The 15,009-nt window shown below is 69.9% G+C and carries 12 protein-coding genes; 4 read left to right on the top strand and 8 right to left on the bottom strand.

Annotated elements, in window-relative coordinates; translation table 11 throughout:
* Positions 1-4: 4 nt before the first annotated feature.
* Genes ABZ796_RS06650 through ABZ796_RS06630 form a run of 5 tightly spaced genes read right to left on the bottom strand, consistent with a single transcriptional unit; the run spans position 5 to position 4,043 of the window.
* Entirely contained in the window at positions 5-1,024 is a 1,020-nt protein-coding gene (locus ABZ796_RS06650) for a DNA topoisomerase IB (RefSeq protein WP_357335585.1), read from the bottom strand.
* A gap of 12 nt (positions 1,025-1,036) precedes the next feature.
* Positions 1,037-1,270: a CDGSH iron-sulfur domain-containing protein gene (locus ABZ796_RS06645; protein WP_357335583.1), complete on the bottom strand. Its 234-nt coding sequence runs from the start codon at positions 1,268-1,270 to the stop codon at positions 1,037-1,039.
* Positions 1,270-2,202, bottom strand: a complete 933-nt coding sequence (locus ABZ796_RS06640; protein ID WP_357335582.1) for an iron-containing redox enzyme family protein — start codon at positions 2,200-2,202, stop codon at positions 1,270-1,272. Before ABZ796_RS06640 ends, ABZ796_RS06645 begins: the two co-directional genes overlap by 1 nt.
* 17 nt (positions 2,203-2,219) lie before the next feature.
* Positions 2,220-2,870, bottom strand: coding sequence for a class I SAM-dependent methyltransferase (locus ABZ796_RS06635; RefSeq protein ID WP_357335580.1), 651 nt, complete (start codon positions 2,868-2,870; stop codon positions 2,220-2,222).
* A gap of 33 nt (positions 2,871-2,903) precedes the next feature.
* Complete coding sequence (locus ABZ796_RS06630) at positions 2,904-4,043, bottom strand: glutamate--cysteine ligase (RefSeq protein WP_357335578.1); 1,140 nt, start codon at positions 4,041-4,043, stop codon at positions 2,904-2,906.
* Between the two features lie 35 nt (positions 4,044-4,078).
* On the opposite strand from ABZ796_RS06630, the gene ABZ796_RS06625 reads away from it, so the two are divergent.
* Positions 4,079-4,903: a class II glutamine amidotransferase gene (locus tag ABZ796_RS06625; RefSeq protein WP_357335577.1), complete on the top strand. Its 825-nt coding sequence runs from the start codon at positions 4,079-4,081 to the stop codon at positions 4,901-4,903.
* 119 nt (positions 4,904-5,022) lie between these two features.
* On the opposite strand, the gene ABZ796_RS06620 is transcribed toward ABZ796_RS06625, so the two are convergent.
* Entirely contained in the window at positions 5,023-5,697 is a 675-nt protein-coding gene (locus ABZ796_RS06620; protein WP_357335575.1) for a class E sortase, read from the bottom strand.
* Between the two features lie 304 nt (positions 5,698-6,001).
* Between ABZ796_RS06620 and ABZ796_RS06615 the strand changes: the two genes are divergently transcribed.
* Both ABZ796_RS06615 and ABZ796_RS06610 read left to right on the top strand, forming a co-directional pair.
* Complete coding sequence (locus ABZ796_RS06615; protein WP_357335574.1) at positions 6,002-10,957, top strand: Ig-like domain-containing protein; 4,956 nt, start codon at positions 6,002-6,004, stop codon at positions 10,955-10,957.
* 129 nt (positions 10,958-11,086) lie between these two features.
* The gene (locus tag ABZ796_RS06610) at positions 11,087-12,253 is read left to right on the top strand and encodes a trypsin-like peptidase domain-containing protein (RefSeq protein WP_357335572.1); all 1,167 of its coding nucleotides are present in this window, start codon (positions 11,087-11,089) and stop codon (positions 12,251-12,253) included.
* Positions 12,254-12,262: 9 nt separating this feature from the next.
* On the opposite strand, the gene ABZ796_RS06605 is transcribed toward ABZ796_RS06610, so the two are convergent.
* Both ABZ796_RS06605 and ABZ796_RS06600 read right to left on the bottom strand, forming a co-directional pair.
* Positions 12,263-13,762: an amino acid permease gene (locus tag ABZ796_RS06605; RefSeq protein ID WP_357335570.1), complete on the bottom strand. Its 1,500-nt coding sequence runs from the start codon at positions 13,760-13,762 to the stop codon at positions 12,263-12,265.
* Positions 13,759-13,983, bottom strand: a complete 225-nt coding sequence (locus ABZ796_RS06600; protein ID WP_357335569.1) for a hypothetical protein — start codon at positions 13,981-13,983, stop codon at positions 13,759-13,761. The genes ABZ796_RS06605 and ABZ796_RS06600 overlap by 4 nt, the downstream gene beginning before the upstream one ends.
* Before the next feature lie 158 nt (positions 13,984-14,141).
* Between ABZ796_RS06600 and ABZ796_RS06595 the strand changes: the two genes are divergently transcribed.
* Positions 14,142-15,008 (top strand): glycoside hydrolase family 16 protein, encoded by an 867-nt coding sequence (locus ABZ796_RS06595; protein ID WP_357335567.1) that lies wholly within the window; start codon positions 14,142-14,144, stop codon positions 15,006-15,008.
* Position 15,009 lies beyond the last annotated feature (1 nt).

Raw genomic sequence — 15,009 nt, 5'->3', positions numbered from 1 at the left:
TCGGTCAGGCGTCGTCCTGCGCCAGCAGACGCAGGACCGCCCGCTCGGCCGCGGCCTGGCGCCGCTGGGGGTCCTTGCTCACGGCCTCGCGTACCTGGATCGTGCGCCCCTGCTCGTGCAGCTCGAGGACCCGCGGGTCGATGTAGGAGCTCCGCGCGATCGCCGGCGTGTTCCCGAGATACTCCGCGACCTCCTTGATCGCGGCGACCTGCTGTTTGCGGCGGGACCTGGCGGTCGGGGTCGAGCGACCTGCGGCGTGCGGGTCCTCGGCCAGTGCGAGCGCCGCGAGCACGGTGGCGTGCCAGGTCCGGAAGTCCTTCGCCGACACCTCCAGACCGCTCACCGCACGCATGTAGTCGTTGACCATGGCCGCCGTCAGCCGCTGCCAGCGCCGGCCCTGCCGGTAGGCGAGGAGCTCCTGGAAACCATCGCGCCGGCGTCGCAGCTGCGCGATCGCCTCCATCGAGAGCGGGTCGTCGATGCTGATGGTGTGGTCGACGCCGGACTTCCCGGTGAAGGCGAAGACGTAGGAGTCGCCACGCTTGCGCACGTGGCGACGCTCCAGCGTCGTCAGGCCGAAGCCACCGTTCTCGTCGGCGTAGGCGTCGCTGCCGATGCGGAAGCACCCCAGGTCCAGCAGGCGCACCGCGAGCGCTGATGCCCGCGCATCGCTCATCCCAGTGGTGGTGAGATCGCGCTCCGTCCGCTCGCGTACGCGGGGCAGGACCGCCCCGAGCTCCAGCACCCGTTCGAACTTCTCCTGGTCACGCTTCGCCCGCCAGTCGGGGTGGTAGAGGTACTGACGGCGGCCGGCCGCATCGGTTCCGACGGCCTGCAGGTGCCCGTTCTCTCGGGGGCAGATCCAGACGTCCTCCCAGGCGGGCGGGATGGCCAGGGCACGGATCCACTCGGTGGCGTCGTCCGGCAACCGGTCACCGGAGTCGTCGAGGTAGACGAAGCCACGACCCGCGCGGCGGCGGGTCCACCCCGGCTCCTCCGTCGAGACCCGGCGAAGTCGGACCACCAGGGTCTCCTCTCACCTGCCGTCGCCGTCGCCGTCGCTGTCGCGCTCGCGCGCTGCCGCGGCGAGCAGCCGGTGCGTACCGTCGCACCAGGGCTTGATCGCGGAACCGCCGCACATGCACACCGCGCTGACCGGGCGAACCGTGTGATGGATCTTCCCGTCGGGGTCCTGGATCTCGTGCTTTCCGCGCAGCAGCATCGGCCCGGCCGGGCACAGCACGACCGAGGGGTGCTCGAAGTCCGTCATCAGGCACCCCACTCGGTGAGCATCGTCCGGGCGTACCGCGCCTCCAGGTCGAGGCAGGTGTACGCGCCGAAGAGCACCTGGTCGCGCTCGCTCGGGTTCTCCTCCACGAACGAGCCGCACGCGTCGCGCACGGCCACCTGCTCGTGGACGGCGTCGGCCTCGACGTGCTCGTCGTAGTAGGCCGCCATCTCGTCGGGGAAGTCCAGCCGGCGCAACCCCTGGGCGAGCTGCCGCGACGGCACCGAGCTGGTCGACTCGAACGCGGCGAAGTGGCCGAGCGCCGCTCCGCGGAGTCGACGATGGAGCCCGAACAGCGAGAGCGCGTTGTTCATCTCGAGGATCTCGAGCGGCGCCTCGTCGACGTAGCAGGCATGGTCGGTGCGCAGGCCGGCCGCTTCCAGCCCGCGGCGGAACAGATGGTGGTGGAGCCGGTTCGGGTCACCGTCGCCGTACTCGTCGAAGAGGATCTCCATCAGCGCGGCCTTGGGCCGGGTGTCGAGCCGGGGGACGATCCAGCTGGTCGGGTCGGCTTCCTTGAGGTGGTAGAGCGAGCGGTGCTTGAGGATCTCGAGCACCTGCTCCCGGTCGGCCCGGCGCTGCACGAACCGGGCCAACGACGGTCCGTCGTGCCCGGCGACCAGTCCGGGCAGGTCCAGCTCGCGATCCTCCTGGAAGCCGCTGTGCGCCCAGCGCTGCCGCAGCTCGGCCTCGAACGACCTTTCCAGACCGCGCCGCAGACGCAGCAGGTCCGCGTCCCACTCGAGATCGGGATCGACCTCGTCGAAGCCCCGGTAGTGGAGCTCGTAGAGCGCCCACAGAGTGATCTGGGCGTCCTCTGCTGACTCCGGAGTCGGCTCCAGATCAGCGGTGGCGCCGCTCTGCAGCGCGGTGAAAACAGCGGCACTCAGGGTGCCACGCGACTTCGGCAGCATCTATGCCTACCTTTCCCTCAGACTCTCCGGTACCCGACCGCCGGGTCCGACATGCTCGGCCGCGGTGCCCGGGCGATGTGCACGAGCACTCCTTCCCCCGGCGAGTCCCGGACCTCCTGGATCCCCAGATCGCTGCCCTCGACCATGTCCAGCAGGCGATCGGCCTGCTCGGACGTGCCGAGCTGGAGGACGGCCGCGCCGCCGGGGGAGAGGTGCCGAGCGGTCGTCGCCAGGCACTTCTCGGCGACCAGCATCCCGTCGGTCCCGCCGTCGATGGCCGACCGGGGGTCCTCGGGATACCGCTCGACCTGGGCCGTCGGCACCCACGGCGGGTCCGCGATCACCAGCCAGTAGCGCTCGTCCGGGTCCAGTGCGTGCTCCATGCTGCCGTGGCGTACCTCCACCAGGTCGGCCAGACCGGCGCGTTCGGCGTTGGCACGGGTGAACGCACAGGCGGCCGGGTCGGCATCGACGCAGACCAGGCGACGGCCGGTCAGCGAGGCGGCGAGCAGGCCGATCTGGCCGGCGCCGGAACACAGCTCGAGGATCGGCCCGTCGGGCAGCTCCGCGGCGAGCTTGGCCGCCCATTCGGACTGACGGGCGGTCCAGGTACGCGGCGTGAGCACGCGATCGTCGAAGTCGATGTCGAGATGACCGAATCGGATCATGACAGCAGGTGCCTCCTGTTCAGGGTGGAAAACTCAGGTGAGCTCGGCCAATCGGACCACGGCCCGGTCGAGACGACCTTCTTCGGTGTGGATCCGGCGCTGGGTCGAGGAGCCGGTGCCGCCGGTGAAGACCCGGCCGAGGCCCTTCTCTACGCGCACGAGATCTCCGGTGTCACGCAGGGCCGGGCCGATGTGTTCGAGGAGGCGTTCGACCACCTCACGAGCCGGTCTCGGCCGATGGGTCTGCGGGTCGAGCAGGTCGCCGGTGATCCCGTGCCGGCCCGCCTGCCACATGGCGAGGCGGAGCACGGCCACCGAAGCGGGCTCGGGCGGCCGGCCCTCGGCCCACTCCCTGGCGCCGGTCTCGACGAGAGCTCTCGCGATCCCGGCGACGAGCACGGCGTCGCGAGGGTCGAGACAGACGTCGGCGACCCGGATCTCGAGCGTCGGGTAGTTGCGGGACGGACGGGCGTCGAAGTACGCCATGCCCTCATCGATCGGCACCCCCGTCTCGACGAGCAGGCGCAGGTGGTCGGCGTACGCCTGGGCGCTGCCGAAGATCTCGGTCGGACCGTTGGTGGGCCACCGGGTCATCGCCTGGGAACGATAGCTCGCGTAGCCCGAGTCGTCGCCCTGCCAGAAGGGTGAGTTGGCGCTCACCGCGAGCAGCGCCGGCAGCCAGGTGTGGATCCGGTCGAGCGCCCCGACGGCCTCGTCGTCGGAGTCGACCGAGACGTGTACATGGCAGCCGCAGGTGAGCTGTTCGCTGGCGGTCAGCCCGAACTGCTCCGTGATCGCCGCATAGCGCTCGTCGTCGAAGGTCCGAGGGTGCACAGGCAGAAGGGGCGTACCGCTGGCCAGGATCAGCGCGCCCGCCTCCTTCGCCGCGGAGCGAGCCTTGTCACGCCACTGCCGCAGGTCCAGCTCCAGGAGCCCGAGATACTCCTGCGGAGGAGTGTCGGTCTCGACCTGCTGCTCCTGGAGCTCCGGCCCCACCGAACCACCGGGCTTCCCGGCCTCTGCCTCGGTGTCGCCGTGCCGGCGTGCCACCCGGAGCACCTCGCTCGCCACCGACCGCGGGGCGCCCGTCTCGGCGTCGACGAGAAGAAGCTCCTCCTCGACTCCGACTGTCCTGAGCTGGTGATGGGTACTGCTCGAAAAGTGTCTGTTCAACGCTTGCACCTGCCTTCGGAAGGAGCTGCTCGACGATGTGTCGCCTGTTCGGATATGTGACCGAGTCGCCGTGTGCCGTGGCCGACCTGCTCGGGGAGGAGGGACTGGAGGCGTTCACCTCGCTCACCTCCGTGCACTCCGACGGGTGGGGAATGGCCTGGCATGCTCCCGAGGGCACCTGCACGACGAGCTCGCCGCGTTCTGCCGACATCGACCCCGCCTATCGCCGGCTCGTCGAGGCCCCGCTCTCCAATGCCGGTTTCGTGCACCTTCGCTGGGCGACCGGTGGGCTCGACGTACGTCCGGAGAACACCCACCCGTTCCTGACCGACGGCGCCGCGTTCGCGCACAACGGCCATATCTCGCCGATCGCGGATCTCGAGGCCCTGCTGACTCCGGAGTCCCGCTCGCGGCTGCGCGGTGACACCGACAGCGAGCGCTACTTCCACTTCGTGCACCAGAACGTCGAGAAGTACGGCGACGAGGCCGAGGGCGTCACCCGGGCGCTGGCCACGCTGGTCCAGAAGTTCCCGCGGTGCAGCCTGAACGCGCTGATGCTCACCCGGACGCACATGTTCGCGATCCACATCAACTCGCGTGCCGACTCGCCGCTGCGTGCGCTGCGCGAGCTCTTCGACGACGAGGGCGACATCCCGCCGCGTCACACCACGGAGTACTTCGCGATGGACTACCGCCGCAGCGACCACGGGCTCGAGATCGTCTCCAGCGGTCTGGGGCAGCCGGGCTGGACCCCGGTGCCCGCCGACACCGCGGTGATGGTCGACCTGGCCACCCGCGACGTCACCAGGCTGGATCCGATCGCTCAGCTCGGTGCCGACGCGGTGCGTGCCCGCGACTGAGGACGCGGTGTCACCGACCTCCTGTGGGGTGCGTACGGCCATGCCCAGAGGTACCCCGTCGGGTGCCCTTTCATTCCGAGCCGTGCACGTGAGCTGCGTCCCGTGGACCTGCTGCCGACCTACGTCGTCGGCTCCTCGGAGACCAGCTTGCCGAAGGCGATCATCCGGTTGTCGGTGTGGAAGAGCTCGGCGCAGGTGGTGAGCGTGATCAGGCGCTGGCCCTTCTGCTGCACAGGTTCGACCCCGCCTCGCTCCGGGTTGTCGGGGAGCGGGTCGGTGACCCAGATCGACGTGAACGGCACGGTCAGGTCGTCGCCGTCGCTGATGAGGGCATAGACGTACGTCTTCTCCCTGGTCAGTACCCGGATCTTGTCCCCTTGCCGGAGCTTCGGGAGGTCACGCAGCGGTTCGCCGTGGGTGATCCGGTGGCCCGCGAGCGCGAAGTTGCCGACCTCGCCGGGCGCGGCGGTGCCGTCGAAGTGGCCGAAGCCGGCGCCCAGGGCTCGGTCGGAGGTCCCGGCGAGGACCGGGATCCGGTAGTCCTTGCCGAAGCGCGGGATCTCGATGAGGGCCTGGGCGGACCCGAACTCGGTGCTGACCTCGGTCTGTCCCGAACCCCACGCCTTCTCGATCCTCGAGGTCGCGTCCTGCTGGTGCTGCTTGCTGACGTACGTGGTGCCGTAGAACTCCCAGGCGACGTAGCCGAGGATCGCCAGTCCGGCCAGGACCAGGGCGATCCCGGCCCAGAAGACGGACCGGCGCCCCCGTCGCTGGGGTTGCGTTGTGGTGGACATCGACTCAAGCATCTCAGTCTGTCTGGGCACCGTCGGCGGGCACGCGGCCCGGGTGCCATCACTAGGGTCGAAAGACCATTTCTTTGACAGGTACCAGATTTGTCATCGATTTGGGTGACAAGAATCACTGTTTTGATGAAAGGTACAGGTGCCGACGTTCGGGAGGCGGCATAACAGCCGAAATACGGCTGTTGATGGCGATTCACCTGGGGGAGCTATGCCGTCGCGCAAGTCGATGGGTTCGTCGGTTTCGAGGTCGCGAGTGTCGCGCGCGTGGGGAGCGACACTCGCGACTCTCGTCGCAGTGGGGTTGACGGTCGGGTCCAGCCCGGCCGCGTACGCGGACGCGGGGGACTCCTCGCAGTCCTCGGCGCAGTTCCTCAGCGGGTCGCTGCTCGACGGGCTCGACCTGAGCACGGTCGCCGGCATCGCCGGCGCGCAGGCGCAGCACACTGACGGTGCGGACCCGAGCGCTCCGACCGTGGACAACGCCGCTCTCGACGTGACCGCGCTGAGCACGATCGGGCTCGCCCTTCCGGGCATCGACCTCAGCCTGGGCGACCTGCTCGAGCTCGAGGCCGTCACCCAGCAGGCCACCGCCGAGGACGACGCGATCTCCAGCTCCAGCACGGGCACGGCGAGTGCGAGCCTTGATCTGACCGCGCTGCTCGGCCAGACCCAGGCCCTCGACGCCGCTGCGCTCGACCTGGGCGCGGTGGACTCATCCGCGCGGCTCGAGCCCGACCCCGACAACCCGGGGGAGTGGATCGTCACCCGCGACTACAACATCGCCGAGGCGACCCTCGATCTGCACTCGCCCGTCGTCGGTGACATCGGCACCACGACCAACCAGGCGATCGCCGACCTCAACACCCAGGTCAACGGTCTCAGTGACGTCATCGAGACCGCCGTCAACGGCAGTGTCAACCAGATCATCAACCTGGTCGGTGGAGTCACCGGCACCGCGAGCACGAACACGACCGTCACCGTCAACTCCCGGATCGACGAGCAGATCAACCAGGTCCTCAGCTCACCGCTGTCGACCGACCTGGTCACGATCGACCCGCTGACGGGCCAGGTCACCGTGAACCTCGCCGGTGGCATCGACCTCAACAACCTTCCGCCCAACTCGACGTTGCTCAGCCCCGAGGTGATGCAGCAGGTCTCCGCCGACGTGGCCACGCTCCTGGGACAGTTGCAGAGCAACCTGAACGACGTCATCACCAACGCCCACGACTACATCGACATCACGATCACGTCGAACACCACGCTGCGGGACCCGGTCTTCGGCACCACCCTCGGCGGGCTGAACATCGGCTACACCGGGACGGTCGGTGACCTTCTCGACGGTACGACCCCGATCACCGCCGACGGCAGCGGCGTCCTCGCGCCGCTCGATGCACTGCTCGGGCCGATCACGAACATCCTGGTGCCCGCGATCGGAGGTGCGGTCGACACTGCGCTCAACACCGCGCTGGCGACGGCCGGACAGGCGATCGACGAGGTGGTGACCCAGGCGACGAACACCCTTGCCCCGGTGCTCGAGGGTCTGACCGATGTCGTCGCGGTCAACGTCAACGTACAGAACGACGTCGGTGGAACGGGCCCCGGGCCGTACAGCGTCACGGCCGTGCAGGTCACCCTCCTCGACGACGCCGGTGCCCGGCTTGACCTGGCCACGTCCACGGTCGGCCCCAACGTCGATCAGGACGGCACCGCGCCGGAGGCGCCGGTGATCGAGTCGCCCGCGGACGGGTCCTCGATCAACGACAGCACCCCGACGATCACGGGCACCGGCGAGCCGGGCGCCACGGTCGAGGTGAGCATGGACGGGGCCGTGATCGGTACGGCCACGGTCGATGCCGACGGCAGCTGGTCGTTGCCGACGACCGACGCCCTGGCCGACGGGGAGCACACGGTCTCGGCGATCCAGACCGATGAGGCCGGGAACGTGTCCCCGGCGGACTCCAACACCTTCACCATCGACACCGCCGCGCCGGAGGCGCCGGTGATCGAGTCGCCCGCGGACGGCTCGACGATCAGCGACAGCACCCCCGCGATCACGGGCACCGGTGAGCCCGGTGCCACGGTCGAGGTGAGCATGGACGGGGCCGTGATCGGTACGGCCACCGTCGATGCCGACGGCAGCTGGTCGTTGCCGACCACCGACGCGCTCGCGGACGGTGAGCACACGGTCTCGGCGGTGCAGACGGATGCGGCGGGCAACGTGTCCCCGGCCGACTCCAACACCTTCACCATCGACTCGAGCGCGCCCGATGCGCCGACGATCACCGGGCCGGCCGACGGCTCGACGATCGGGCCGGACGTACAGACAGTGACCGGCACCGCCGAGCCCAACGCGACCGTGCGGGTGAGGGTCGACGGCCAGGACTACGAGACCCAGGCCAACGCCGACGGCGCCTGGACGATCGACACCGGCACGCCGTTCACCGAGGGTGAGCACACCGCGACCGCGGTGCAGGTCGATGCCGCGGACAACGAGTCGCCGGCCACGACCAGCACGTTCACGGTCGACGCCTCCGAGGATGCGCCGGTCATCACGGGCCCGGAGAGCGGCACCACGACCGACGACAACACACCGACCATCAGCGGCACGGGTACGCCCGGCACGCTGATCACGGTCTACGACCAGAACGACGACGTGATCGGCACCGCGCGGGTCGACGACACGGGCAGCTGGACGATGGACGCCCCCGAGCTCGCGGACGGGACGTACACCTTCACCGCGACCGCCACCGACGACCTCGGCAACGTCTCGCCCGAGAGCAACTCGGTGATCCTGACCATCGACACGGCCGCCCCGGAGGCGCCGGTGATCACGTCGCCGGAGGCCGACTCGGTCACCGACGACAACACCCCGACGGTCACCGGCACCGGCGAGCCCGGCGCCGAGGTCGAGGTCTTCGTCGACGGCGTCCCGGTCGGCACCACCACGGTCGATCCCGCCGGCAACTGGTCGCTCGAGCTGACCACGCCGCTCGCGGACGGTGGCCACACCGCCACCGCGACCCAGACCGACGAGGCGGGCAACATCTCGCCGACCTCCGACCCGGTCCCGTTCACGGTCGACACCCAGGCTCCGGCCGCGCCGGTGATCACCTCGCCGGCCGACGGTGACGTCATCGACGACAGCACCCCGACGATCACAGGTACGGGCGAGTCGGGTGCGACGGTCGAGGTGTCGATCGACGGTGAGGTCGTGGGCGAGGCCACGGTGAGCCCTGAGGGCACGTGGGAGCTGCCGCTGACCGACCCGCTGGCCGATGGTGAGCACACGGTGACGGCGACGCAGACCGACGAGGCCGGCAACGTCTCCGAGCCCTCCGCCCCGGTCACCTTCACGGTCGACACGACGGCACCCGACGCTCCGGTGATCACCTCGCCGACCGACGGATCCACGACCTCGGACACCACCCCGACCATCACGGGCACCGGTGAGCCGGGTGCGACGGTCGAGGTGACGATCGACGGTCAGGTCGTGGGCGAGGCCACGGTCGACGCCGACGGCAACTGGGAGCTGCCGCTGACCGACCCGCTGGCCGATGGTGAGCACACGGTGACGGCGACGCAGACCGACCAGGCCGGCAACGTCTCCGACCCCTCGGCCCCGGTGACCTTCACCGTCGATGCCGCGGCCCCGGAGGCGCCGGTGATCACCTCACCGGCCGACGGCTCCTCCACGCAGGACACGACGCCGACGATCAGCGGCACCGCCGAGCCGGGCACGACCGTCGAGGTGACGATCGACGGCACCGTCGTCGGCAGTGCTCCCGTCGATGGCGACGGCAGCTGGAACCTGATCCTCACCGATCCGCTCGTGGAGGGACCGCACACCGCGACCGCCACGGCGACCGACGAGTCCGGCAACACGTCCGACCCGTCCGAGCCGGTGACCTTCACCGTCGACCAGACCGCACCGGAGGCGCCGGTGATCACCGGTCCGGCCGACGGCAGCACCGTCAGCGACACGACACCGCCGATCACCGGCACCGGTGAGCCGGGCGCCACGGTCGAGGTCGTCATCGATGGCGAGGTCGTCGGCGAGGCCACCGTGAACCCGGACGGCACCTGGACGTTCACCCCGAGCGAGCCGCTCGCCGACGGCGAGCACACGGTGACGGCGACCCAGACCGACGAGGCCGGCAACACCTCCGAGGTCTCGGAGCCGGTGAGCTTCACCGTCGACGCCTCCTCGGACGCGCCGGTGATCACCTCGCCGGAGTCGGGCGACAGCACCAACGACGACACCCCGGCCATTGAGGGCACCGGGAATCCCGGTGACACCATCACCGTCATCATCGACGGCGAACCGGTCAGGGAGACGACGGTGGACCCGGACGGTGCCTGGACGTTCACGCCGACCGAGCCCCTCGAGGACGGGGACCACACGATCACCGCTACCGCGACCGACCCGCTGGGCAACACCTCGGGCGAGTCGAACGCCGTGATCATCACCGTGGACACGACCGCTCCCGAGGCGCCGGAGATCACCTCCCCGGCCGATGGCGGGTCGACCAGCGACACGACCCCGACGATCGAGGGCACCGGTGAGCCGGGTGCCACCGTGACCGTCGAGATCGATGGTGAAGAGGTCGGCACCGCGGTCGTCCAGCCTGACGGCACCTGGTCGCTCGAGGTCACCGACCCGCTCGCCGCGGGGGAGCACACGGTCGAGGCGGTCCAGACCGACCCGGCGGGCAACACCAGCCCGGCGACCACGGTCGACTTCACCGTCACCCCGGCGGCCCCGGTGATCACCTCGCCCCAGGACGGCGACAGCGTGGACAAGACCCCGGACGTCGCCGGCACCGGCCAGCCCGGTGCGAACGTGACGGTCCAGGTCGACGGGAAGGATGTCGACACGGTTCGGGTCGGCGACGACGGCACCTGGTCCACGACGCTGCCCGCGCTCGAGTGCGGCGACCACACCCTGACCGCAACTCAGGCCGTCACCCTCCCCGAGGGCGGCGCGGCTCGCGGGATCGCGGGCGCGGCCGGACGTACGGTCATCTCCCCGGCCTCGGACGCGGTCGCCATCGAGGTCGCCTGTGCCGGGAACGGCACCGACCCTGGCGGCTCCGCCGGTTCCGACGGCGGGGACCGGGGCGACGACGGTAACGGCGGGGTCCTGCCCAACACGGGCTCCCCGACCTTCCTCGCCGCGCTCCTCGGGCTGGGTATCGGCCTGGTGATCATCGGTGGGCTGATGGTGGCGGGGAGGTTCCGCCGCCAGAGCTGACGGGCCGGTCCCCCCGCGAGCCGTGGGGGGGGGACCGCTGACTTTCCCAGCCAGTCCGTGCCTTGCTCACAGGAGGCTCACAGCGGACGAGCGGAGTGTTGAGGCATCAACAGCCTCAAGGAGCACCCGATGTCCCGTTCTCGTCGTATCCGCCGTTCACTGCTCGCCGTCGCGGCGATCCCGCTCGTCGCGATCCCGGTCGCCACGCCTGCCCTCGCCGTGGCGGCGGTCGCCAGCAGGACGTACGTCGCCGAGTCGAGCCCGGGGTCTGTTTCCGGCTCCCTCGGGACCTACGGAGGAGACAGCTACCAGGGCGGGATCAGCGGCGGCTACGGCTACGGTGGGACCGCGGATCCCTACCAGCGCGGTCTCGGCACCTCGACCGCCACGGTCGACTCCGAGCCCGCGACCGAGACAGAGTCGACCGGCGTCGTGCTGATCAACACCACGGTCGGCTACGGCACCGCGCAGGGCGCGGGCACGGGGCTCACGATCACGGGCGACGGGATCGTGGTGACCAACCACCACGTCGTCGAGGGTGCCACCTCGATCACCGTGACGGATCCGAGCACGGAGGAGACGTACGCCGCGAAGGTCCTCGGCTACGACGACCTCCATGACGTCGCGGTGCTGCAGCTGGAGGACGCCTCGGGGCTCTCGACGGTCGCGACCGACCGGGACGCCGCCACCCAGGGCGAGCAGGTCACCTCGGTGGGCAACGCCGAGGGCCAGGGCTCGCTCTCGGCCGCGGACGGCACGGTCACCGACCCGAGCACCGCGATCACCGTCGACAACGAGGACGGGACCACGGCCGCGTTCAGCGACCTGATCGAGACGGACGCCGACGTCGTCTCCGGAGACTCGGGCGGCGCCCTGCTCGACGAGGACGGCGAGGTCATCGGGATGAACGTCGCCGCAACCTCGGGCTCGGCGGAGATCTCCGGCTACGCCATCCCGATCGACACCGTGCTCGACATCGCCGCCCAGATCCTGGCCGGCGAGGAGTCGGGCGACGTCGAGATCGGTGGCTCGGCCGCCGCGCTCGGGGTGCAGGTCGACACGACCAGGTCGACGCTGGTCGTCGGTGTCGTCGAGGACGGTGCGGCCGCGTCCGCCGGGATCGCCGAGGGCAGCACGATCTCCTCCGTCGGCGGGACCGCGGTGGCCAGCATCGAGGACATCACCTCGGTCCTCGACAGCCACGAGCCCGGCGACGAGATCTCGGTCGGGTGGACCGATGCCACGGGGGCGGCCCACACCGCCACCGTCACGCTCGGCGAGGGTCCCGTCGCCTGAGCACGAGAGTCAGCTGCTCGGCTCGTCGTCATCGTCGGAGATCGGACGCTCCGCCCTGATCGGGATCGCGCCGGTGTAGCCCTCGCGGTCGAGGGCGATCTGCTGGACGCGGTCGCGGACGAGCCGCCAGCCGATCATCAGCGCGGGGATGATGATGACCAGGGTCGCGACCGTCCAGGTGCCGATCGGGTAGTCGAAGCCCATCAGGACGAGCACGGTGGCGAGGAACACGAGCGTGGCGTAGCCGGTCCACGGTGATCCCCACAGCCGGAAGTCGGGCCGGTACATCAGGCCCTTCTTCCACCGCCGGTAGAGCTGGATCTGGCAGATCACGATGGTCGCCCAGGACGCGATGATGCCGAGCGCCGACATGTTCAGCACGATCTCGAACGCCTGGCCCGGCACGATCGCGTTGAGGCCGACACCGAGGAGCGTGATGCTGCCGGTGAGCAGGATCCCGCCGAACGGCACCCCGTTCCTCGACATCCGGGCGGTGAAGGTGGGCGCGCTCCCGCTCATCGCCATCGACCGCAGGATGCGCCCGGTGGAGTAGAGGCCGGCGTTGAGCGAGGAGAGTGCCGCGGTCAGAACGACGAGGTTCATGATCGTGCCGGAGTTCGCGATCCCCAGCTGGTCGAAGAACGTCACGAACGGGCTCTCGTCGGCCCGGTAGGACGTGTAGGGCAGCAGCAGTGCCAGCAGCACCAGCGAGCCCACGTAGAACACCGCGATGCGCGCGATGACGGAGTTGATCGCCCGGGGCATGATCTTCGCCGGCTCGGCGGTCTCGCCGGCGGCGGTGCCGACGAGCTCGACCGCTGCGTACGCGAAGACGACGCCCGAGATGACGATGACCAGCGGCAGCACGCCGACGGGGAACAGCCCGCCGTTGTCGATGACCATGCCGATGCCGGTCTCCTGGCCGTTGAGGTCCTCGCCGCCGGCGAGCACGATCATCCCGAGCACGAGGAAGGCCAGCAGCGCGACCACCTTGATGAGCGCCGCCCAGAACTCCAGCTCGCCGAAGAGCTTGACCGAGATCAGGTTCATCGAGAGCACGACCGCGAGCGCGACGAGCGCGATCACCCATTGCGGGACGACCTCGAAGGTGCCCCAGAAGTGCATGTACGTCGCGATCGCGGTGACGTCGACGATGGAGGTCATCGCCCAGTTCAGGAAGTACATCCAGCCGGCGGCGAACGCGGCCGGCTCGCCCAGGAACTCGCGCGCGTAGGAGACGAACGATCCCGACGAGGGCCGGTGCAGCACGAGCTCGCCGAGCGCGCGCAGGATGAGGAAGACGAACACTCCGCACAGGGCGTAGACGAGGAAGAGGCCCGGCCCGGCCTCGTGGAGGCGGCCGCCTGCCCCCAGGAACAGCCCGGTGCCGATGGCGCCGCCGATCGCGATCATCTGCAGCTGCCGCGGGCTGAGGCTCTTGTGGTAGCCCTCGTCCTCGTCCGTCAGGCCGCTGGCCTGGCTGCCGGTCTGGTCGTCGGTGTCGGTCATCGGCTCGCTCCCGGTCCGGAGTGCGGTGGCTCGGGCACGTCCTTGAACAGCAGCCATCCGCCGACCACGGCGACGACCGCCGCTGCGGCGTAGCCGAGCAGCGACCACCAGCCGAGGTGCAGGTACGCCGTCACCCCGACGATCGCCAACGCGAGGAACACCATCGTCATGCCGATGATCGGCGTCCGTGGCCTGTACGGATCCCGTGCCAATGCGATCACCTCACCTGCGGAGCCCCCGATGGCCCCGCTCCGGGGACCAATTAGAGCGCATCGAGCGTGTTCTCGCGGTGACCGGACGTCGCCCGGCGTTTCCGTTCCACCGAACGGCAAATAACAGTAAGGTCGCCTTACAGTTAACCCCCATGAAGGAGCGTTCGATGCGTAGCTCGAGGATCCGCACCATCCGCACCACACTCACGGCGACCGCCGCTCTGGCTCTCGTCCTGGTCGCCCCGCTGGCCGCGCCGGCCGCGGTGCCCGACACCCAGGCCGGCGGTGCAACCCGGGCCGGAGAGGTCGAGGCCGCTGCCCTCACCTGGTCCGACGAGTTCGACGGGCCCGCCGGCAGCGCCCCCAACGGCGCCAACTGGAACTTCGAGACCGGCGGCGGGGGCTGGGGCAACAACGAGCTGCAGACCTACACCGACTCCCGCGACAACTCCGCGCTCGACGGCAACGGCAACCTGGTCATCACCGCCCGGCAGAGCGGGAGCGGCTATACCTCGGCCCGGCTCACCACCAAGGGCAAGGTGCAGCCGAAGTTCGGGCGCCTGGAGGCGCGGATCCAGATCCCGCGCGGCCAGGGGATCTGGCCGGCGTTCTGGATGCTGGGCGGCCAGTTCCCGAACACGCCGTGGCCGAACGCCGGTGAGATCGACATCATGGAGAACGTCGGCTACGAGCCCCATCTGGTCCACGGAACCCTGCACGGTCCGGGATACTCCGGCGGCAACGGCATCACCGGTCAGTACATGCACCCGCAGGGCTGGTCCTTCGCCGACACCTTCCACACCTTCGCCATCGACTGGCAGCCCGGCTCGATCACCTGGTCCGTCGACGGCGTCGCCTACCAGACCTTCACCACGGCCAACACCGGAGCCAACCCCTGGGTCTTCGACCAGCCGTTCTTCTTCATCCTCAACGTCGCGGTCGGCGGCAACTGGCCCGGAAACCCCGACGGCACGACCCAGTTCCCGCAGAGCATGGTCGTGGACTACGTACGCGTCTACGACTCCCAGCTCTGAG

It is taken from the genome of Nocardioides sp. NPDC047086, assembly GCF_040643685.1.
In the GTDB taxonomy this organism is placed as follows: domain Bacteria; phylum Actinomycetota; class Actinomycetes; order Propionibacteriales; family Nocardioidaceae; genus Nocardioides.
The sequence above is the reverse complement of the archived record's forward strand: the minus strand, read 5'-3'. Positions and strand labels throughout refer to the sequence as shown.

What these genes read in the sequence shown, in the direction of transcription:
- ABZ796_RS06645 (WP_357335583.1), bottom strand. Translation starts at nt 1,270, where the DNA reads ATGACGGACTTCGAGCACCCCTCGGTCGTGCTGTGCCCGGCCGGGCCG.
- ABZ796_RS06640 (WP_357335582.1), bottom strand. Translation starts at nt 2,202, where the DNA reads ATGCTGCCGAAGTCGCGTGGCACCCTGAGTGCCGCTGTTTTCACCGCG.
- ABZ796_RS06635 (WP_357335580.1), bottom strand. Translation starts at nt 2,870, where the DNA reads ATGATCCGATTCGGTCATCTCGACATCGACTTCGACGATCGCGTGCTC.
- ABZ796_RS06625 (WP_357335577.1), top strand. Translation starts at nt 4,079, where the DNA reads ATGTGTCGCCTGTTCGGATATGTGACCGAGTCGCCGTGTGCCGTGGCC.
- ABZ796_RS06620 (WP_357335575.1), bottom strand. Translation starts at nt 5,697, where the DNA reads ATGTCCACCACAACGCAACCCCAGCGACGGGGGCGCCGGTCCGTCTTC.
- ABZ796_RS06610 (WP_357335572.1), top strand. Translation starts at nt 11,087, where the DNA reads ATGTCCCGTTCTCGTCGTATCCGCCGTTCACTGCTCGCCGTCGCGGCG.
- ABZ796_RS06605 (WP_357335570.1), bottom strand. Translation starts at nt 13,762, where the DNA reads ATGACCGACACCGACGACCAGACCGGCAGCCAGGCCAGCGGCCTGACG.
- ABZ796_RS06595 (WP_357335567.1), top strand. Translation starts at nt 14,142, where the DNA reads ATGCGTAGCTCGAGGATCCGCACCATCCGCACCACACTCACGGCGACC.